Source organism: Micromonospora sp. WMMA1923, from assembly GCF_049179195.1.
Classification (GTDB): Bacteria; Actinomycetota; Actinomycetes; order Mycobacteriales; family Micromonosporaceae; genus Micromonospora; species Micromonospora yangpuensis.
Genome location: NZ_JBMHLZ010000001.1, coordinates 1,514,615 through 1,534,382, shown reverse-complemented (window position 1 = coordinate 1,534,382; position 19,768 = coordinate 1,514,615). Strand labels below are relative to the sequence as shown.

Here is a 19,768-nt window from a genome sequence, read left to right as displayed (position 1 = left end):
GGCCGGTGCCGCCTCCCGCAACTCGTCGGGCGGCGGCACCGGCGCGTGCGCCCCGGGCCTCAGCGGCCCAGCCACCGCAGCAGCTCGCCGCCCTGCTGCCAGATGGTCAGCACGGAGAAGACGCCGAAGAGCAGCACCGCCCAGATCAGCGCGGCCACCCGGTAGCGGCGCGGACGGATCTGCTCGGGCAGCACCCGTCGGTTGAGCACCAGCAGCAGGATCGAGTAGACGAACATCATCAGCCCACCGACGCAGGCGGAGATCACCAGCAGCGGCAGGGGCTGGCTCAGGCCGGCGAGCAGGATCAGGCAGCCGATCACGACCAGGCCCCAGACCAGGGCGAAGTAGATCCGGCTCTCCGAGCGTCCCCGCAGGTACGAGGTCTTGAGCACGTCGGCGGCGAGCCGGCTGGTGTAGTCGACGATGCCGAGCGCGGCGGCGAACAGCGAGAGCGCGCCGATCAGCCAGAACAGGGTGCCGAACCACGGTCCGACCAGTTCCTTGAGGCGGTTGCCCTCGACCTCCAGGAACGACACGCTGTTGGCCAGGCCGGGCACCCCGTAGACGGTCGAGTAGGCGAGCATCGACATCAGGGTGATGGTCACGAACGAGATCAGCACGAAGGTGACCAGCTGTTCCCGGTTGGCCAGCCGCCACCAGCGCCGCCACCGGCGCAGGTTCTCCTCGGTCGGCTCGAAGACGAAGCCGGCCGCGCCACCGGCCGCCTCCTCCCGCCCGGTGACCGGGCTGACCAGTCGGGGCACGTACGCGCCCATGCCGTAGCCCTTGTCCCGGATCCAGTTGGACTGCACCAGGTTCTGCCCGCCGCCGGCGCCGGCGAAGACCAGCGCGGAGAGCATCAGGGCGAAGCCCAGCTCCGTCGGGAAGTCCGGTGCGGTGACCGTCCGCGGCAGCTCACCCCAGGTGTCGGCGGAGATGGCGAAGACCACCGCCACGCCGATGAAGAGCACCACCAGGCCGACCTTGACGAACTCGACCCGTTCCAACGCCTGGTAGACCACCGGGGCGAGGGTGAGGGTAGCGCCGATGACCAGCAGCATGCCGATCGAGATCCAGGTGACGTCCCCGCCGACCAGGTAGGTCACCATCGTCGCCGAGCTGGACGCCCAGCCGGGCCAGAGGTTGGCGAAGTAGACCATCACGGCGAAGACCAGTCCCCAGTGCCGCCAGAACCGGGAGAAGCCGGTAAGCGCGGTCTCCCCGGTGGCCAGGGTGTACCGCTCGATCTCCATGTTGAGGAACCACTGGGTGACGATGCCGACCGCCGCCGCCCAGAGGAAGACCAGCCCCACCTGCGAGGCGATGTACGGGTAGAGGACGAACTCACCGGAGGCCAGCCCCACCCCGGCGGCGATCACCCCCGGGCCGATGATCGGCCAGGCCGAGCCCGGCGGTGGTGGCAGCTCCCGGACGGTGACACCGGGCAGGTGGCGGGTGGGAAATCGATCGGCTGCGGTCTGCGGCATCGGGGACCTCCGACGGGTGGGGTGTGCCCCTGGCTACCCGCCCCCGACCGGACATGAAACCTTGCCGATGTATGAATGGCCGCCCGACGGTGAGGTCAGCCGATCTCCTGGTCCACGAAGCACCAGCGCCACGCCTCGCCGGGCTGCACCGAGCGCATCACCGGGTGACCCGACTGCTCGAAGTGGGCCCGGGCGTGCCGGTACGGCGACGAGTCGCAGCACCCCACGTGCCCGCAGGTGAGGCAGGAGCGCAGGTGCACCCAGTGGTCGTTGCCGATGGCCACGCACTCCGGGCAGACCTCGGTGGTCTCCGGCTCGGCGGTGCCCGCCTCGGTCAGGTGCCGACAGCTCACTGGTCGTCCCGCCGCAACAACGACTCCTCCAGGTCCAGGTCACGGTAGGCCCGCACGAGCACCTCCTCGGGGATCCGACCGGAGTCGCGGGCGGTCCGGAAGACCTCCCGCTCCGCGTCGATCATCTCCTGTCGTAGTCGACCGTACGCCTGTGACGGGGTCTCCTGGGCGCCACCACCCAACTGCTCCCAGGCCAGGTTGGCCCGGAACTCCGACAGCCAGCGCAACCGCTCCACCACCGAGTCGGGGGCGCTGCCGGCCAACTCGTCCAGCCGCTCCTGGGCCGCCCGGCTGGCCTGCTGCTGGACCCCGGCGGCGGCCAGGGCGTCCTGCACCGGGTCGTCGGGGGGCAGCCGCAGTCGCCGGGCCACCGCCGGCAGGGTCGCACCCTGGGCGACCAGCGACACCACGATCACCGCGAAGGCCAACCAGATGAACAGCCGTCGGGGGTACGACTCCCCCTCGTCCAGGGTCAGTGGCAGGGCGAGCGCGGCGGCCAGGGTGACCACCCCCCGCATCCCGGCCCAGCCGACCACCATCGGGATCCGCACCGGCGGTGCCGGGTCCCGCCGGCGCACCTTCGGCACCAGCCGGGCCAGGTAGGTCGCCGGGAAGACCCAGACGTAACGGGCCAGGAAGACCGTGGCCAGCACCGCCAGGGTGGTCCCGACCAGGGTGCCCAACGGCTCACCGAGGCCGAGGACGAGGTCCCGCAGCTGCAGGCCGACCAGCAGGAAGACCAGGCCCTCCAACACGAACCGGACCAGCCGCCAGAACGCGCCTACCTGCAACCGGGAGGCCGCCGAGAGCAGCACCGGCAGCTTGTGCCCGATGCCCAGGCCGGTCACCACCACGGCGACCACCCCGGAGGCGCCGATCGTCTCGGCGGCCAGCAGGACCGCGAACGGGATCAGCAGCGACAGCGCGTTGTCCAGCAGCGGATCGCTGATCCGCCCGTGCAGGAAGCTGAAGAGGACCACGCCGACCACCCCGACCAGGACGCCGCCACCGGCCGCCCGGACCACCTCGAGCGCCACCTCGCCGACGCTCACCGCCGAGCCGATCGCCGCCATCGAGGCCACCCGCAGCAGCACCAGCGCGGTGGCGTCGTTGACCAGACTCTCCCCCTCCAGGATGGTCACCACCCGCCGCGGCAGCCCGATCCGCCGGGCCACCGCGCTGGCCGCGACCGCGTCCGGCGGGGCGACCACCGCGCCGAGGGCCAGGCAGATCGCGAACGGCACCGCCGGCAACAGCAGGTGCACCACCAGACCGACCGCGAACGCCGTGAAGATCACCAACCCGACCGCGAGCAGCAGGATCGGCCGCAGGTTGAGCCGGAACGCCGGTACCGAGGTCTCCAGCGCCGCCACGTAGAGCAGCGGTGGCAGCACCCCGACCAGGACGAAGTCCGGCTCGATCCGCAGGTGCGGGAAGCCCGGCACGAAGGACAGCGCGAGGCCGATCACCACCAGCACGATCGGGGCGAGCAGACCGAACCGGCGGGCCAGGGCCGCGCCGAGGGCGGCCACCGCCAGCAGGACCACGACCTCGAAGAGGGCCTCCATGAGGTATGAGCCTAGGCGGCGACCCTCACCCCGCGGTGCGCAGTTTCGGCAGCACCTCCGCCCCGAAGGTGTCGATGAAGGCCCGCTGCTCCTGCCCGACGTGGTGCAGCGCGATCTGGTCGAAGCCCAACGCCACGTACTCCTCCAACCAGCCCACGTGCCGGCCCAGGTCGGCGGAGATGTGGACCACCTCGGCGAGCTTCTCCCGGGAGATCTCCTGCGACACCACGTCGAAGTGCTCCGGGGTGGCCAGGTCCCAGCAGACCGGCGGGGCGAAGACGTTGCTGCGCCACTGGTCGTACGCCAGCTCGAAGGCCTCCCGCTCGTCCGGTGACCAGCTCAGGTGCACCTGCAGGTGCAGCGGGCCCCGCCCACCGGCGTCCCGGTACGCGTCGATCATCTGCCGCAGGTGCGCCACCGGGGCGTTGACGGTGATCAGCCCGTCGGCCCACTCGGCACACCAGCGGGCGGTGGCCACGCTGGTGGCCGCGCCGATCAGCGCCGGCGGCTGCTCCGGCCGGGTCCACAGCTTCGCCCGGTCGACCCGGACCAGCCCGTCGTGGCTGACCTCCTCGCCGGCCAGCAGCGCCCGGATCACCTCGACGCACTCGCGCAGCCGGGCGTTGCGCAGCTCCTTGCGGGGCCACACCTCGCCGGTGATGTGCTCGTTGGCGTTCTCGCCGCTGCCCAGGGCGGCCCAGAACCGGCCCGGGTACATCGCGCCGAGGGTGCCGATCGCCTGGGCGATGATCGCCGGGTGGTAGCGCTGCCCCGGCGCGTTGACCACGCCGAAGGACAGGTTGGTGGCCTGCAGGGCGGAGCCCAGCCAGGACCAGGCGAACCCGGACTGGCCCTGGCGTTCGCTCCAGGGCGCGAAGTGGTCCGACGACATGGCGGCGTCGAAACCGGCCCGCTCGGCGTGGATCACCGCCTCCAGCAGGGCGCGCGGGTGGATCTGCTCGTGGGACGCGTGAAAGCCGAACACCGTCATGGCCGCCACTCCTACCCACCCCACCCCCCACCCATACCTGTAAGGAAGGGCCCCCTGTTAACGCTTTCTGTATAGGAAGGGGCCCTTCCTTACAGGTGCGGCGCGGCGGGCGGCACCGGTGCGCGGCGGGTGCGGGGTGGGTTACTCGGCGTGCGAGCCGGCGCCGGCCACCGCCGAGCCGTCGCCCACCCAGACGGTCTTGGTGTTGCAGAACTCCCGCATGCCCAGGGCGGACAGCTCGCGGCCGTACCCGGAGTTCTTCACCCCGCCGAACGGCAGCTCCGGGAAGGACGTGGTCATCCCGTTGACGAAGACGTTGCCGGCGTCCAGGTCGGTGGCGAAGCGCTCCTGCTCGGACGGGTCGGTGGTCCAGGCGTTCGAGCCCAGGCCGAAGCTGGTGCCGTTGGCCACCTCGATCGCCTCGTCGTACGACGACACCCGGTAGAGGCCGGCGACCGGGCCGAACACCTCCTCGGCCCACATCCGCATCTGCGGGGTCAGGTCGGTCACCACCGTCGGCGGGTAGAACCACCCGGCGCCGGAGGGGACCTCGCCACCGCAGAGCACGGTGGCCCCGTGCTCGACCGCGTCGCGTACCTGGGCGTGGATCTCGTCGCGGCCCCGCTCGCTGGCCAGCGGACCGACGTCGGTGCGCTCGTCCATCGGGTCGCCGAGGCGCAGCGCGGACATCCGCTCGGCGAACGCCCGGGCGAAGTCGTCGAAGACGTCGGTGTGCACGATGAACCGCTTGGCGGCGATGCAGGACTGCCCGTTGTTCTGGCAGCGGGCCGTGGTGGCGACCTCGGCGGCCCGCCGCACGTCGGCCGAGGGCATCACCACGAAGGGGTCGCTGCCGCCGAGTTCCAGCACGGTCTTCTTCAACTCCCGACCGGCGATCGCGCCGATGGACCGCCCGGCGGCCTCGCTGCCGGTAAGCGTGGCGGCCCGTACGCGGGGGTCGCTCAGGATCCGGTCCACGGCGTCCGAGCCGACCAGCAGGGTGCCGAACGCCCCCTCGGGGAACCCGGCCCGCCGGAACAGGTCCTCCATCAGCAGGGCGGTCTGCGGCACGTTCGAGGCGTGCTTGAGCAGGCCGGTGTTGCCGGCCATCAGGGCCGGTGCGGCGAACCGCATGACCTGCCAGAGGGGGAAGTTCCACGGCATCACCGCCAGCACCGGCCCGATCGGCTGGTACCGGACGAAGGCCCGGGTGGCGCCCACGGCGCGGGCGTCGGCGGGCTCGTCGGCGAGCATCCGGGCGGCGTTGGCCGCGTAGAACCGGCAGGCCGCGGCGCACTTGGTCACCTCGGCCTTCGCCGCGGCGTACGTCTTGCCCATCTCGGTGGTCATCAGTCGGGCGATCTCGTCGCGGTCGGCCTCCAACCGGTCGGCGGCGGCGCGCAACCAGTCGCCCCGCTGGGCGATCGAGGTGCCGCGCAGCTGCCGGAAGGCCAGGTCGGCCCGGTCGATGGCCGCGTCGACCTGCTCGTCCGACATCGGGTCGTACGTCTTGAGCACCTCACCGGTGGCGGGGTTGACGGTGGCGATGGACATCTCGTACTCCTGTCACTCGAAGAGTGAGTGGCGTGTGCCGGGTTCCTCGCGGCGGCGGGCGATCCGGCGGCGTTGGATGACGACCAGGTCGAGCACGGCCACCACGGCGAGGACCGCGCAGGCCACGCCGAGCCACGCCACCCCGGCGGTGAAGGCGAGGACGGCGAAGACGGTCATGCTGACCAGACCGAAGCTGGCCAGGGCGAACCGGAGGTTGAGCGCACTGTTGGCGTGACCGACGGTGCCTCGGGCACGCCGGGGCTGTGATCGCGTCATCCTGTCGAGCTACCCCGGATCGTCGCCGTTAACCAACGCCCGGCGACGCACGGCGGGCCAGGATCACACCGCGTCGCCGTGGTGGTCCGGGCAGGTGGCGACGAAGATGATGCCATGACCCACCTGGTACCGGTGACCGTCGCCATCACCCGACGCGCCGATCCTCGTCGTACCAGTGAGATGGTGGCGTGGATGCGGGCCGGCACGGCGCTGGCGGAGGCCTTCCCCGGTTTCCTCGGCGCGGGGTGGGTCCGCAACGCGCCCGGTTCGGCCCAGTGGCACATGCTCTACCGCTTCGCCGACGCCGACACGCTGCGGCACTGGGAGGAATCGCCGCAGCGGAACTGGTGGCTGACCTCCGCGCAGGGCATGGTCGAGCACACCCGGGTCGAGCGACGGACCGGGATCGAGGGTTGGTTCGACCCGCCGCTGGAGCAGGTCGTGCACGAGCCGGGCCTGGCCGCCGGGCCGATCCCGTCCCCGCCCCGGTGGAAACAGGCGGTGACGATCTGGCTGGCGTTCTTTCCGCTGAGTCTGGCCGCCAACCTGCTGGTCGGTTGGTTGCTTCCGGACGCCGCGCTGGCCGCCCGGACCCTGCTGATCACCCTCTGCCTGACGCCGCTGATGACCTACCTGGTGCTGCCCCGGATCACCCGTTGGCTGCACTGGTGGTTGCACGGCCAGCCCGCCCCCTGGCGGGTAGCAGACCGCTGACCTTTCCGCCAGAAAGTGCCGGATACCCGACATCGACCACCCCGCCACCCCGGTCGGACACATAGGGTTACCTGCCCGTAGCTCTCGATGCCGGACGGGGAAGCCATGCCAGCCGGGGAAGCCATGCCTCGACGTTGGGCCACCGCCGTCGTCTGCCTGTTGGCGCTGGCCGCGCTCGCCTGCGAGGGCGACGGCACCGCCGCTCCCCGCCCGTCGGACGACCCGCCGGGCAGCGGCGGCCCCGGCTCCATCGCCGCCCTCGGCGACTCGGTCACCACCGGCTTCGCCTCCTGCCTGGTGCTCACCGCGTGCGAACGCAACTCCTGGTCGACCGGGGACGGCGTCCGGGTCGACAGTCTCTACCGCCGGTTGGTCGACCAGGATCCGAAGATCCGCGGCCGGGCGACCAACCACGCCGAGTCGGGCGCGCGGGCCGCCGCCCTGGCCAAGCAGGCCGACGCGGCCGTACGCGCCAAGGCCGACTACGTCACGGTACTGATCGGCGCCAACGACGCCTGCCGACAGGACATCGACCAGATGACCCCGGTGGCGACCTTCCGCGAGCAGGTGGACCAGGGCCTGCGGACGCTGCGCAAGGGGCGGCCCAAGGCCCGGGTGCTGGTGGTCAGCATCCCGGACCTGAACCGGCTCTGGGAGATCGGGCACACCGACAGTCGCGCGGTACGGGCCTGGCGCACCGGCATCTGTCCCGCCCTGCTAGCCGACCCGACCTCGACGGAGCAGGCCGCCAAGAACCGCCGGGCGAGGTTCGGCAAGCGGATCGACGCGTACAACGACCAACTCTCCGCCGCCTGCCGGGCGTACGGTTCCCGCTGCCGGTACGACGGCGGTGCCGCCCACCGGGTCCGATTCACTCCGGACATGGTCAACCGGCTGGACTGGTTCCACCCCAGCGTGGCCGGGCAGAACCGGCTGGCCGAGGTGACCTGGCGGGCCGCCCGGCTCGCCGACTGACCGCGCCGGGCGGATCAGTCCGGGCGGGCCTGCGGGTCGCCGGCCGCGGCGTCCCGGTAGAGCGCCCGGGACCGATCGGCGAGGCTCTTGGTGGCCGACGAGTTCGCCCAGGTGCCGAGGACGATCGCCGCGCCGGGCACCATCTTGGCGAAGACCCGCTTCGCGGCACGTACCCCGGCCATCTGCGCCAGCTTGACCCCCAACCGCAGCATCACCCGCCCCAGCGGGGTCTGCGACCCGGTGCCGAACAGCGCACCGGCGCGTTCCCGGCCGGCGGCCACCCCGAGGGCCAACCGGGCGCTCGCGGCGGCCTTGTGCACCTTCTGCAGGACCAGCAGGTCGGTGGCGCGGTCGGTGTGCTCCGGGTCGACCCCGTAGGCCGCCGCGATGTGCAGCACCATGCGGGCCTGCGTCCAGGCCAGCACGCCGACGTCGATCACCGCGCCGGGCAGGCCGGCGGCACCGGAGACGGCACCGGAGAGCCGGGCCCGGTTGACGAACCGCTTCACCGCCAGTTCGGCTAGGGCCTCCGGGGTCGCCCCCGGCCGCTCGGCGCGTACCTTCCGGGCCCACTGCCGGGCCTCGGGACCGAGCCGGCGGACCGCCTCCAGGGCCAGGTGCTCCGGGGCGTACTGGGGATCCTCCCGCATCCGGTCCCAGAGCCGGGCCGGTGGCCCCTCCGGGGCGTCCTCGGCGGCCCCGGCCGGTTGCGCCGGTGGGCGCGAGCCCGCCGGGGCCGCCGGTGGCGGTGGGTCCTGCGGTGACCGTGGGGCCGGCGGGACGGGGCCGGACGGCCCCGGGCCTCCGGTGGCCGACGACGGCGTCGGCAGGGTGGACTCTCCGTCGACAGGCACGGAGTCGGTCAAGGATGGCTCCCCTGGTCGGATGAACGCTTACGGACCTGGTCGGACGGCCGCGGACGGGCTCCGCGGCGCAAGTGGCTCAGCGGCGCCGACCGGACAACCGGCTGGCCAGCTGCCGCAGCTTGTCCTGGTTGCCGGGCTTGGCCAGCTCACGGCGACCCCGGTCGACCATCTGCTGACCCTTCGGCGAACTCAGGAACCGGCTGATCCGCTGCATCAGTGCTGACATCTCATATCCTCCTGTCGACGACCCCGCAGTCATGTGTACCCCGTGGGGGCAACCACCAACCGTCCACTGTGTCGCCGGCGCGGAGCGGGTCCGCCCGGCAGAAGTCGGACGATAGGCTCCATATCTCCAGGTGCCGGCCGGCGACACGGCCGGCTCAGGAATGCACGAGGATGGTGGGTACGTTCCCCCGTTCGGGTGGCCGCCCGCGCGGTCGCCGTACGCACAGCCCCAGGGAGGTCCCGTCCGGTGCTCGACCCACACGAGCTCTACGAACTCGCCGACGAGCTGCCCGACCTCGGTCAGCCGGTGCTCATCCAGGCCCTGACCGGTTTCGTCGACGCCGGCAGCGCCACCAGGCTGGCCCGGGAACAGCTGCTCACCTCGCTGGAGGCCCGCCCGGTGGCCACCTTCGACGTCGACCAGCTCTTCGACTACCGCTCCCGCCGGCCGGTGATGACCTTCGTCGAGGACCACTGGGAGTCCTACGACGCGCCCCAGCTGGCCCTGCACCTGCTGCACGACGACGACGAGACCCCGTTTTTCCTGCTCACCGGCCCCGAGCCGGACCTGCAGTGGGAGCGCTTCGCCGCCGCCGTGGCCGGGCTCGCCACCCGCCTCGACGTCCGGCTGACCGTGGGACTCAACTCGATCCCGATGGCGGTGCCGCACACCCGGCCGACCGGGGTGACCGCGCACGCCACCCGGCGGGACCTGATCGCCGGCCACGAGCCGTGGTTGCAGCGGGTGCAGGTCCCCGGCAGCGTCGGCCACCTGCTGGAGTTCCGGCTCGGCGAGGCCGGCCGGGACGCGCTGGGCTTCGCCGCGCACGTGCCGCACTACGTCGCCCAGACCGAGTACCCGGCCGCTGCCGAGGTGCTGCTCACCTCGGTCTCCCGCAGCACCGGCCTGCTGTTGCCCACCGAGGACCTGCGGTCGGCCGCCGAGGTGGTCCGGGTCGAGATCGACCGGCAGGTGGGCCAGACCGAGGACGCCGCCGCGCTGGTCCAGGCCCTGGAGGAGCAGTACGACGCGTTCGCCCGAGGACGTGGCGAGAAGAACCTGCTCGCCGCCGAGAACGGTCCGCTGCCCACCGCCGACGAGCTCGGTGCCGAGCTGGAACGCTTCCTGGCCGAGCAGAGCCGCCCGGGTGACACCCCGGGCAGCTGATCCACCGGCCGGGGCCGAGAATGGGGCAGGCTGGAGGCATGCGCCTGGCGACCTGGAACGTGAACTCCGTGAAGGCCCGCCTGCCCCGGCTGCTCGACTGGCTGGCCACCACCGGCCCCGACGTCGTGTGCCTGCAGGAGACCAAGTGCCCCGACGGGGCCTTCCCGGTCGCCGAGGTGGGCGAGCTGGGCTACACGGTGGCCAGTCACAGCGACGGCCGGTGGAACGGCGTGGCCATCCTGTCCCGGGTGGGGTTGGGCGACGTGACCGTCGGGTTCCCCGGTGAGCCGGGCTTCCCCGCCCCCGAGGCCCGCGCCATCTCGGCCACCTGCGCCGGGTTGCGGGTCTGGTCGGTGTACGTGCCGAACGGGCGGACGCCCGAGGACCCGCACTACGCGTACAAGCTGGCCTGGTTCGCCGCCCTGCGCGACGCCTTGGAGCAGGAGCTGACCGGGGCGCCCACGCTGGCCGTCTGCGGCGACTTCAACGTCGCCCCCACCGACGCCGACGTCTGGGATCCGGCGCTCTTCGTCACCTCCACCCACGTCACCCCGGCCGAACGCGCCGCCCTGGCCGCCCTGCGGGACCTGGGGCTGCGGGACGTGGTGCCGACGGCGATGAAGGGGCCGCACCCGTACACCTACTGGGACTACCGGGCCGGGATGTTCCACCAGAACAAGGGCATGCGGATCGACCTGGTGTACGCCTCCGCGCCGTTCGCCCACGCGGTTCGTTCGGCGTACGTCGACCGGGAGGCACGCAAGGGCAAGGGCCCCTCCGACCACGCCCCGGTGGTGGTCGACGCTGACCTGGTGCCCGCCGTGGAGTCGTTGTGAGCGCCTAGGCTGGAGGACATGGCCATCGTGAAGATCAACGCGCTCGACGTACCGCCCGGCGGCGGCGAGGAACTGGAGCGGCGCTTCGCCGCCCGGGCCGCCGCGGTGGAGAACTCCCCCGGTTTCCTCGGGTTCGAGCTGCTGCGTCCGGTCGGCGGCGAGAGCCGCTACTTCGTCTACACCAGGTGGGAGAGCGAGGAGGCGTACCAGAACTGGGCCGCCGGGCCGTCCCGCGCCGCACACGGCGCCGGGGAGGGTGAGCCGCCCCGCCGGCCGGTCGCCACCGGCGCGAACCTGCTGGAGTTCGAGGTGGTCCAGCAGGTGCCGGGCCCCCGCTGACCGCAGGCGGGTGGCGGCCCGACGGGCAGCGACCGGGTCACCGCCGGCAGTGGGCAACAGCCGGGTCACCGGCTGCGGGAGTCCGCAAAAACCACGATCCCCGCAACTCCCTGGATCCAGGGTGTTGCGGGGATCGCCAGAATCCGCGAGGCGTGAAGGGACCTTCCGCTCAGCGCTGAGCCGCCGCCATACCGACGAACGCCCGCCACGCGGCCGGACCGAAGGTCAGCGCCGGGCCGGCCGGGTCCTTCGAGTCCCGAACACCGACGACGCCGGGCACATTGTCGGCGACCTCGACACAGTCGCCGCCGTTGTTGCCGCTGTACGTGCTCTTGCGCCACCGCGCGCGGGTCAGGTCCATGATGCTGCCACCTCTTCGAGCAGGTCACGGGACTGGTCGACGGACATCGCCACGCCCCGGATGAGTTCCCATCTGCGACTCAGCGTAGCAAGGTCCGTCGCGCTGTCGACGATCTCGCCGCGCCCCTGACTGTCCACGTGCGCCCAGGCCGACCCGTCGCCCAATTCAGCGAGCGTGATCGGCCCACCGTGCCCCGAATAGATGCCGACGGTGCTCGGTACGACGTGCACGCGCACCGACGGCAGCTCGGCGCAGGCGAGCAGATAGGCGCACTGCTCGCGCATCATCGCCCGGTCACCGCCGAGCGTCCGCCGCAGTACAGTCTCGTCGATAACCGCGACCAGCAACGGCGGCCGGTCCCGGCGCAGGATCGATTGCCGCGCTGTCCGACCCTCGACCAGGCCATCTACCTCGGCGACGCTCAGCGCCTCGCCGGCGAGGGTCGCCCGCGCGTACGCCTCGGTCTGCAACAGGCCGGGCACCCAGGCGAGTTGGAACGTCCGCAGGGACACCGCCGCGCGTTCGATGTCGGCCCACCGCCGGAACCATGCCGGCTCACGGCGGCGCACCGTGCTCGGCCAAAGGTCGCCAACGTCGCGGCCCAGCACCCGCGCGGCGGTCGACCGGTGCCGAGGATGCGGCACGGCACCAGGGTTGACCCACCGCTGAACAGACTTCGGGTCTACCCCCACCTGGGCCGCAAGGCTGTCGGCGGTCTCCCCGCACTGCGTCATGGCTTCAATCAGAACGTGGTTCACGAAGCACCCTCCCCGACGTTTGCGACGTCTGTCTATCTTACCTAACGTGGTGTGGCCGCCTACCCTTCGATAGCCATAGTGGTCACAGGACGGCGCAGCTTCCCGGCGGGAAGGTGAATCCCGACCCGGCCCGTCGGGACCGGCAGGCCGCGCCGTCCCGGGGGCCGCCTCGCGGTTCACCCACCTTGCTCGAAGGCGGCCCCCTCACAGACCACAAGCGACCACACAGAGGGGTACCCGATGCTTTTCCGCAGACGGCGCACGAACCGCGGGCAGCGACCCGGGCCGCGCCACGCCGCAGGATCCCGCCAGCCGGCGACCGACCGCACGACCCCGCACCCGGACTGGGCGAACACGCGCACCGCCGTGTACCCGGTCGTGCGGCCGGGCAGCGCCGGGAACCTGACCCCGGCTCAGGCATGGCGGGCGAACCGGGGGCGCTGGCGATGATGATCCCGATCACTTACGGCGCGGACGCCTCACACGTGCCGACCCGACCGACGTGGGACTGCACGGCGTGCGCGGAGCCGTGGCCGTGCACGGAGTACCGGTCCGGCGACGCGTCGATGCAGATCGTCGGCGCGCTGATCTACCTGACCCAGCTGGCTATCCGGGACATGCGCTACCTGCCCGCGCCCGAGGTCGTCCGACGGTTCGTGTTCTGCACGCCCTTGAGCGACGCCGACGCGCGGGCGGTGGCGCTCGACCTGATGCGCTCACGGCAGCCGTTGCCCGACATCACCCGCACCCGACACACTCCGATGCGCCCACTCTGGGGCTGCTCGGCGTGCCGGAAGGACTGGCCGTGCGGGCCCGCCCAGGCGGCGCTACTACGCGTCTACGAGGGTGAGCCGGACGGCCCTGGTGATGTATCTCGGCGCGATGCTGGCCCACGCGGGCGACCAGCTTCACCAACTCGGCCAACGCCCCCACCCGGCGACGCTCGACCAACGGTTTCTCGCCTGGGCGCGGGACGCCATCCGACCCGCGGTGACCTGACCTCCCCCGGACCGCCCGCCCCGGTGCGGCGTCGCTTTCGGTCCCCCGCCGCCGCGACGCCCCCGGGGCGGGCTTTCTACCGGGCACCGCGAGTGCAGCAGCCGGGTCACCGGCTGCGGGAGTCGACAAGCGAGGCGAAGGCGATCACGTTGTCCTGGTACCCGGTCCGTCCGCCGAGCCACTGCCCGCCGCAGGTGATCAACCGCAGTTCGGGCGGGCCGGAGTCGCCGTAGACCCGGTCGGCAGGCAGGTTGTCCTTGGCGAAGTGCTCCACCGAGTCGACCGCGAAGACGGCCACCGACCCGTCGGCCCGGGTCACCTCGATCCGGTCACCGGGGGTGAGCCGGGCCAGCTCGTAGAAGACCGACGGGCCGTCCTTGCTGTCCACGTGCCCGACGATGATCGCCCGACCGGCCTCGCCCGGGGTCGGTGCGCGGTCGTACCAACCGGTCTCGTTGTGCCGCTCCAGCGGCGGCACGGCGATCGTGCCGTCGGGGGCCTGCCCGACCGGCCGTACCGGCGCGTTGACCTTGATCGTGGGCACCGCCAGACCCACCGGCCGGCTGGCGGACAACCCGCCGGCCACCGACTCACCCGCTGCCGGTTCGGCCTCCGGCGTCGCGGCCACCCAGTCGAACGGCCCGACGGTACGGCCGAGGCCCGCGCCGGTGGCGAAGATCCCGACCAGCACCAGCACCACCGCCAACGGCACCGACCAGGGGCGCCGCCCGTCCGGCCGGCCCGCTCCGGCGGCCTCGCCTGCCGCCCGGCCGGCACCGGCCGCACCCCCGCCAGCCCGGCCACCTCCGGCCGCACCCCCGCCGGCCGGGCCACCTCCGGCCCCACTCCCGCCAGTCCAACCGGCAGCGGCCACGCTCCAGCCGGCCCAGCCGGCACCGGCCGCACCCCCGCCGGCACCGGTGCCCGGCCGACCGGGACGGGTCGTGTCCCCGCCGGCCTGGCCAGGGCGGGAAGCGACACTCCCCGAAAGGGCCTGCCGGGCCAGGTCCGACCAGGGCCGGGACTGCCGGGCCGGTTCCGCTCCCGACGGATCGGGCCGGGCGAAGTCGGGTGGATCGACGAGTCGGCGGGGGCGACCGAACCTGCCCACCACCGGGCGGGACGCCAGATAGGTGGCGGCGGCGAACCGGCCCGGCCCGGGAAGGTGGTCCGGTCCGAGCAGGCGGTCCGGTGGCGCGTCGCGGCGGTCCGGTCCGAGCAGGCGGTCCGGTGGCGCGTCGCGGCGGTCGACGGTCACGACGGGCCCCCACCACCGTGGCCGTCACGCGGTCGGCGGGCCGCCAGGACACCGGCCACCGCACCCGCCAGCGTCAACGCCAGCCCGCCCGGGACCAGCAGGTCACCGGGTCCGCCGCCGGCCGCGCCGCCGAAACCGGTGGCCGGGCCGTGGCTGGGTCGGTGGGTCGGCGGACGAGTCGGCGGATAGGTCGGCGGGTAGTGCTTGGTGACCTGGAGGGTCGTGGTGGCGGTCGCCCCCGAACGGCATTCCAGCTTCACCCGGTAGTTGCCCGGCCGGGTACGCGTGGCCACCATCGGGGAGGCGGTCAGGTAGCCGTACTGGGGATGGACGGTGACCTTGCCGAAGGCGTCCGACCAGACGGTCGCCGGGACCGAGTTGTCCCGACAGCTGGCCCTGATCCCGACCAGGTAACCGGGCTGCACCACGGCCGGACTGACCTGGACGAAGATGTTGTCCGGGTGGGGCGGGGCGGGTGGTGCCGGCTGCGGCGGGCCACCGGGCTGCGGATCGCCCGGCTGCGGGTCGACGGGCAGCGGGTCACCGGGCAGCGGATCGGCCGGCTGGGCCAGCGGACGGGCAGCGGCCAGGGCCGGCGCGCCACCGGCCAGCGAAACGGTGAAGGTGGCGAGTGTGATCGCCAGCGCTGCGCCGAGGCGCCTACCTGCCCCCATGTCCCCTCCCGGCGCGGTCCACCCCTGCCGGGCGGCGACCGCCCGGCCTGCCGTACGGGATGATCCTCTCATCCCGGGTCGCACATCACATCCGATCCGACCGCGGCGTCGCGTACTCTCGGGTCGCTGTGACCTCCACCGACCACGAACCCGCCGCCGTCGCCGGGCCGTCACCGGCCACGTCGTCGACCCCCGTCCCGACCGCGATCCCGATCCGGACCTTCCACCCACGCCGTGGCCGGATGACCGGCCGTCAGCTCGACGCGATGGACCAGCTCTGGCCGGTCTTCGGCCTGACCGTGCCGGAGCCTGCCGGCAGCCCACTGGACCTGGCCGACCTGTTCGGACGCCGGGCACCGGTGGTGCTGGAGATCGGTTCCGGTATGGGGGACGCCACGGCCGCCATGGCGGCCGACGACCCGAGCCGAGACTATCTGGCGGTCGAGGTGCACACGCCGGGAATCGCGAACCTGTTGGACCTGGTCCGCCGGCACGGGCTGGGCAACGTCCGGATCGTCGAGGGCGACGCGCTGGAGCTGGTACGCGGCCTACCGGTCGACGCGTTGGACGCGGTGCACGTCTTCTTCCCCGACCCGTGGCCCAAGACCCGCCACCACAAACGGCGACTGATCCAACCCGCGCACGTCGCCCTGCTGCGTTCCCGACTGACCCCCGGCGGCACGCTGCACTGCGCGACCGACTGGGCGGAGTACGCCGAGTCGATGCGCCGGACCCTCGATGACGACCCGGGCCTGGTCAACGCCCACCGCGGGTACGCGCCGCGCCCGGCGCACCGGCCGGTGACCAAGTTCGAACGCCGGGCCCGCACCGCCAGCCGCGACGTCTTCGACCTGATCTACCACCGGGTGTAAGGAAGGGCCCCTTCCTATCGCTTTCTGTTGTACAGGGGGCCCTTCCTTACACCCGGTTGGCGCGCGGGGGCGGTGGGCGGGCACGATGGAGCGGCTATGACGCTCACCGCCGCGCTGCCTGCAAGCGCCGACCCCGATGCCCTGTACGACGCGTTCGCCGGCTGGGCGAAGGAGCGCGGCCTCGACCTCTACCCCCATCAGGAGGAGGCGGTCATCGAGATCGTCTCCGGCGCGAACCTGATCATGAACACGCCCACCGGCTCCGGCAAGAGCCTGGTGGCCACCGCCGCGCACTTCGCCGCGCTGGCCGACAACCGCACCACCTTCTACACCGCGCCGATCAAGGCGCTGGTGTCGGAGAAGTTCTTCGCCCTCTGTGAGATCTTCGGCGCGGAGAACGTCGGCATGCTCACCGGGGACGCCAGCGTCAACGCCGACGCCCCGGTGATCGCCTGCACCGCCGAGATCCTGGCCAACCTGGCGTTGCGCGAGGGCGCCCGGGCCGACGTCGGTCAGGTGATCATGGACGAGTTCCACTTCTACGCCGAGCCGGACCGGGGCTGGGCCTGGCAGGTGCCGATCATCGAGCTGCCCCAGGCGCAGTTCATCCTGATGTCGGCCACCCTCGGCGACACCACCCGCTTCGTCGACGACCTGACCCGGCGTACCGGCCGCGCCACCGCCGTCGTACGCACCGCCGAGCGGCCGGTCCCGCTGCTCTTCTCGTACGCGATGACGCCGATGCACGAGACCCTGGAGGAGCTGCTGCAGACGAAGCAGGCCCCGGTGTACGTGGTGCACTTCACCCAGGCCGCCGCCCTGGAACGCGCCCAGGCGCTGATGAGCGTCAACGTCAGCACCCGCGCCGAGAAGGATCTGATCGCCGCCGCGATCGGCCGGTTCCGGTTCACCTCCGGCTTCGGCAAGACCCTGTCCCGGCTGGTCCGGCACGGCATCGGGGTGCACCACGCGGGGATGCTGCCCAAGTACCGCCGGCTGGTGGAGACCCTCGCCCAGGCCGGCCTACTCAAGGTCATCTGCGGTACGGACACCCTCGGCGTCGGCATCAACGTGCCGATCCGTACGGTGCTCTTCACCGGCCTGAGCAAGTACGACGGGGTCCGTACCCGGTTGTTGAAGGCCCGGGAGTTCCACCAGATCGCCGGGCGGGCCGGCCGGGCCGGATTCGACACCATCGGCCGGGTGGTGGTGCAGGCCCCCGAGCACGTGATCGAGAACGAGAAGGCGCTGGCCAAGGCGGGCGACGACCCGAAGAAGCGGCGTAAGGTGGTCCGCCGCAAGCCGCCGGAGGGCTCGATCGGCTGGGGCGAGCCGACCTTCCAGCGGCTGGTCGAGGCCGAGCCGGAGCCGTTGACCTCCAGCTTCCAGGTCAGCCACTCGATGCTGCTCAACGTCATCGGCCGCCCCGGTGACGCGTTCGCCGCGATGCGGCACCTGCTCACCGACAACCACGAGGACGCCGCCGCGCAGCGCCGGCACATCCGCCGGGCCATCGCGATCTACCGGGCCCTGCGCGCCGGCGGGGTGGTCGAGGAGCTGCCCGAGCCGGACGAGACCGGCCGGCGGGTCCGGCTCACCGTCGACCTGCAACTCGACTTCGCCCTCAACCAGCCGCTCTCCCCGCTGGCCCTGGCCACGATCGAGCTGCTCGACGCGGAGAGCCCCGCGTACGCCCTGGACGTACTCAGCGTGGTCGAGTCGATCCTCGACGACCCCCGCCAGGTGCTCTCCGCGCAGCAGTTCAAGGCCCGTGGTGAGGCGGTCGCCGCGATGAAGGCCGAGGGCATCGAGTACGAGGCCCGGCTCGAACTGCTCGACGAGGTGACCTACCCGAAGCCGCTGGCCGAGTTGCTGGACGCCGCGTACGAGATGTACCGGCGGGGGCACCCGTGGGTCGCCGACCACCAGCTCTCCCCCAAGTCCGTGGTCCGCGACATGTACGAGCGGGCGATGACCTTCGGCGAGTTCGTGCAGTTCTACGGCCTGACCCGGTCCGAGGGGCTGGTGCTGCGCTACCTGGCCGACGCCTACAAGACGCTGCGGCAGACGGTGCCCGAGGACGCCAAGACCGAGGAGCTGGTCGACCTCATCGAGTGGCTGGGCGAGCTGGTCCGCCAGGTCGACTCCAGCCTGATCGACGAGTGGGAACGGCTGCGCAACCCGTCGGACGCCGAGGAGGTGGCCGCCGCCCTGGACGACCGGCCACCGGCGGTCACCCGCAACGCCCGCGCCTTCCGGGTGCTGGTGCGCAACGCGCTGTTCCGCCGGGTCGAGCTGGCCGCGCTGCGCCGCTACGACCTGCTCGGTGAGCTGGACGCCGCCGACGGCTGGGACGCCGGGGCGTGGACGGACGCGCTGGCACCGTACTTCGAGGCGTACGACGGGATCGGGACCGGTCCGGACGCCCGGGGACCGGCGCTGCTGATGATCGACCAGAGCAACTCGCAGCGGTGGACGGTGCGGCAGATCCTGGACGACCCGGACGGCGACCACGACTGGGGGATCAGCGCCGAGGTGGACCTGGTCGCCTCGGACGAGACAGGTGCCGCCGTGGTGCGGATCACCGACGTCGGACAGCTCTGAAATTTCTCTTCGCGGGGCCGTCCGGAGTGTCCGGGCGGCCCCTTTTCTGCCCTGGGCGATGTCAGACCCGTCGATTAGAATGTGTGTACTAATCGAGCCTTTGAGCTGGGAGGACGCCCATGAACGCGCCCACCTCCACCCCCCTCACGCCGTACGCGACCCTGCTGGGTTTCACCCGGTACGTCGACCGCACCGGACCCACCAAGGCCACCTTCGTCGGCGGCCTGCGCAAGCAGCGGGCCAGCCGCTCCGGCTTCAACCCGCACGGTCAGTTCGTCAAGGCGCTCAAGGCCGACGTCGCCTTCCACACCGGCGGCACCCACCTGGCCCAGGTGGTCGACGTCGTCAAGCCCCGGTGGCGTCCGCTCTACCAGGCGCTGGTGCCCGGCGCGACGCAGTGGCTGCACTCACTCGGCGACCCGCGCGAGGTGGAGCTGGCGCAGACCCGCGACGCCCTCGCCCTGCTCGGCGACCTCCCAGTCAAGATCAACCCCCACTTCGGCATCCGGTACGCCGACGGCCGCGCCGAGGCCGTCCGACTGCACTTCGACGAGGCTCCGCCCAGCGAGGAGGCCGCCCTGGCGACCCTGCACCTGATGGCCCGGCACATGGACGCGGTCCTGCCGCACGCCCAGCCGATCCTGGTCGACGTCCGCCGGGGCACGACCCACCGGATGCCGGATTCCGTCAAGCCCGAGCAGGTCGAGCAGTGGCTGGCCGGCGAGGCCGCCGCGTTCCGCGCCATCTGGTCCACCGCCGCCTGACGAAACAGCACCCGCGCAAGAGCCGCCACCCAACGCCCCCACATCCCGAACGAGTGAGGGCCCACCAGACGGAAGCCACCACGTCCCGGAGACAGCAGGCTCCCACCACACCGGGACGCCCTGAAT

At 72.3% G+C, this 19,768-nt stretch carries 21 protein-coding genes; 9 read left to right on the top strand and 12 right to left on the bottom strand.

Features of this window, described 5'->3' with window-relative positions; all coding sequences use genetic code 11:
- Positions 1–59: 59 nt before the first annotated feature.
- From ACN28G_RS06915 to ACN28G_RS06890, 6 genes are all read right to left on the bottom strand, one after another.
- Positions 60–1,487, bottom strand: coding sequence for an Nramp family divalent metal transporter (locus ACN28G_RS06915; RefSeq protein ID WP_091436337.1), 1,428 nt, complete (start codon positions 1,485–1,487; stop codon positions 60–62).
- Between the two features lie 95 nt (positions 1,488–1,582).
- The gene (locus tag ACN28G_RS06910; protein ID WP_091436334.1) at positions 1,583–1,840 is read right to left on the bottom strand and encodes a UBP-type zinc finger domain-containing protein; all 258 of its coding nucleotides are present in this window, start codon (positions 1,838–1,840) and stop codon (positions 1,583–1,585) included.
- Positions 1,837–3,408 carry a Na+/H+ antiporter gene (locus ACN28G_RS06905; RefSeq protein ID WP_091436330.1) on the bottom strand — a complete coding sequence of 524 codons (1,572 nt, stop codon included), beginning with the start codon at positions 3,406–3,408 and terminating at the stop codon, positions 1,837–1,839. Before ACN28G_RS06905 ends, ACN28G_RS06910 begins: the two co-directional genes overlap by 4 nt.
- A gap of 25 nt (positions 3,409–3,433) precedes the next feature.
- A complete protein-coding gene (locus ACN28G_RS06900; RefSeq protein ID WP_091436328.1) occupies positions 3,434–4,399 on the bottom strand; it encodes a TIGR03885 family FMN-dependent LLM class oxidoreductase in 966 nt (321 codons plus the stop codon).
- A gap of 141 nt (positions 4,400–4,540) precedes the next feature.
- Complete coding sequence (locus tag ACN28G_RS06895) at positions 4,541–5,953, bottom strand: NADP-dependent succinic semialdehyde dehydrogenase (protein ID WP_091436326.1); 1,413 nt, start codon at positions 5,951–5,953, stop codon at positions 4,541–4,543.
- 12 nt (positions 5,954–5,965) lie between these two features.
- The gene (locus ACN28G_RS06890) at positions 5,966–6,229 is read right to left on the bottom strand and encodes a DUF6343 family protein (RefSeq protein WP_091436325.1); all 264 of its coding nucleotides are present in this window, start codon (positions 6,227–6,229) and stop codon (positions 5,966–5,968) included.
- 114 nt (positions 6,230–6,343) lie between these two features.
- Here ACN28G_RS06890 and ACN28G_RS06885 point away from each other — a divergent pair, with 114 nt between their 5' ends.
- Together ACN28G_RS06885 and ACN28G_RS06880 are read left to right on the top strand one after the other, a co-directional pair.
- Positions 6,344–6,943 carry an antibiotic biosynthesis monooxygenase gene (locus tag ACN28G_RS06885; RefSeq protein ID WP_091436322.1) on the top strand — a complete coding sequence of 200 codons (600 nt, stop codon included), beginning with the start codon at positions 6,344–6,346 and terminating at the stop codon, positions 6,941–6,943.
- Positions 6,944–7,066: 123 nt separating this feature from the next.
- Positions 7,067–7,918, top strand: a complete 852-nt coding sequence (locus ACN28G_RS06880; RefSeq protein ID WP_091436320.1) for a GDSL-type esterase/lipase family protein — start codon at positions 7,067–7,069, stop codon at positions 7,916–7,918.
- Between the two features lie 14 nt (positions 7,919–7,932).
- Here the strand turns inward: ACN28G_RS06880 and ACN28G_RS06875 are convergent, their stop codons facing one another.
- Complete coding sequence (locus ACN28G_RS06875) at positions 7,933–8,784, bottom strand: EcsC family protein (RefSeq protein WP_229688306.1); 852 nt, start codon at positions 8,782–8,784, stop codon at positions 7,933–7,935.
- Positions 8,785–8,860: 76 nt separating this feature from the next.
- Positions 8,861–9,010, bottom strand: coding sequence for a hypothetical protein (locus tag ACN28G_RS06870; RefSeq protein WP_175440502.1), 150 nt, complete (start codon positions 9,008–9,010; stop codon positions 8,861–8,863).
- Positions 9,011–9,256: 246 nt separating this feature from the next.
- Here ACN28G_RS06870 and ACN28G_RS06865 point away from each other — a divergent pair, with 246 nt between their 5' ends.
- The 3 genes from ACN28G_RS06865 to ACN28G_RS06855 are packed head-to-tail and all read left to right on the top strand — an operon-like array spanning position 9,257 to position 11,352.
- Positions 9,257–10,177: a proteasome assembly chaperone family protein gene (locus ACN28G_RS06865; protein WP_091436317.1), complete on the top strand. Its 921-nt coding sequence runs from the start codon at positions 9,257–9,259 to the stop codon at positions 10,175–10,177.
- A gap of 38 nt (positions 10,178–10,215) precedes the next feature.
- Positions 10,216–11,013 (top strand): exodeoxyribonuclease III, encoded by a 798-nt coding sequence (locus tag ACN28G_RS06860; protein ID WP_421478720.1) that lies wholly within the window; start codon positions 10,216–10,218, stop codon positions 11,011–11,013.
- A gap of 18 nt (positions 11,014–11,031) precedes the next feature.
- Complete coding sequence (locus ACN28G_RS06855) at positions 11,032–11,352, top strand: antibiotic biosynthesis monooxygenase family protein (protein ID WP_091436312.1); 321 nt, start codon at positions 11,032–11,034, stop codon at positions 11,350–11,352.
- Between the two features lie 169 nt (positions 11,353–11,521).
- On the opposite strand, the gene ACN28G_RS06850 is transcribed toward ACN28G_RS06855, so the two are convergent.
- Positions 11,522–11,713 (bottom strand): DUF397 domain-containing protein, encoded by a 192-nt coding sequence (locus tag ACN28G_RS06850; RefSeq protein WP_091436310.1) that lies wholly within the window; start codon positions 11,711–11,713, stop codon positions 11,522–11,524.
- Positions 11,704–12,471, bottom strand: coding sequence for a DUF5753 domain-containing protein (locus ACN28G_RS06845; RefSeq protein ID WP_091436307.1), 768 nt, complete (start codon positions 12,469–12,471; stop codon positions 11,704–11,706). Before ACN28G_RS06845 ends, ACN28G_RS06850 begins: the two co-directional genes overlap by 10 nt.
- A gap of 846 nt (positions 12,472–13,317) precedes the next feature.
- On the opposite strand from ACN28G_RS06845, the gene ACN28G_RS06840 reads away from it, so the two are divergent.
- The gene (locus ACN28G_RS06840; RefSeq protein WP_421478719.1) at positions 13,318–13,470 is read left to right on the top strand and encodes a hypothetical protein; all 153 of its coding nucleotides are present in this window, start codon (positions 13,318–13,320) and stop codon (positions 13,468–13,470) included.
- A gap of 106 nt (positions 13,471–13,576) precedes the next feature.
- On the opposite strand, the gene ACN28G_RS06835 is transcribed toward ACN28G_RS06840, so the two are convergent.
- Positions 13,577–14,182 (bottom strand): class F sortase, encoded by a 606-nt coding sequence (locus ACN28G_RS06835; protein ID WP_091436303.1) that lies wholly within the window; start codon positions 14,180–14,182, stop codon positions 13,577–13,579.
- Positions 14,183–14,724: 542 nt separating this feature from the next.
- Positions 14,725–15,402, bottom strand: coding sequence for a hypothetical protein (locus tag ACN28G_RS06830; RefSeq protein WP_421478718.1), 678 nt, complete (start codon positions 15,400–15,402; stop codon positions 14,725–14,727).
- 242 nt (positions 15,403–15,644) lie between these two features.
- On the opposite strand from ACN28G_RS06830, the gene trmB reads away from it, so the two are divergent.
- From trmB to ACN28G_RS06815, 3 genes are all read left to right on the top strand, one after another.
- Positions 15,645–16,274, top strand: coding sequence for a tRNA (guanosine(46)-N7)-methyltransferase TrmB (trmB, locus tag ACN28G_RS06825; protein WP_421480872.1), 630 nt, complete (start codon positions 15,645–15,647; stop codon positions 16,272–16,274).
- Between the two features lie 96 nt (positions 16,275–16,370).
- On the top strand, positions 16,371–18,878 hold the full coding sequence (locus tag ACN28G_RS06820; RefSeq protein ID WP_091436297.1) for a DEAD/DEAH box helicase: 2,508 nt from the start codon (positions 16,371–16,373) through the stop codon (positions 18,876–18,878).
- A gap of 119 nt (positions 18,879–18,997) precedes the next feature.
- Positions 18,998–19,642, top strand: a complete 645-nt coding sequence (locus tag ACN28G_RS06815; RefSeq protein ID WP_091436294.1) for a hypothetical protein — start codon at positions 18,998–19,000, stop codon at positions 19,640–19,642.
- Positions 19,643–19,768 lie beyond the last annotated feature (126 nt).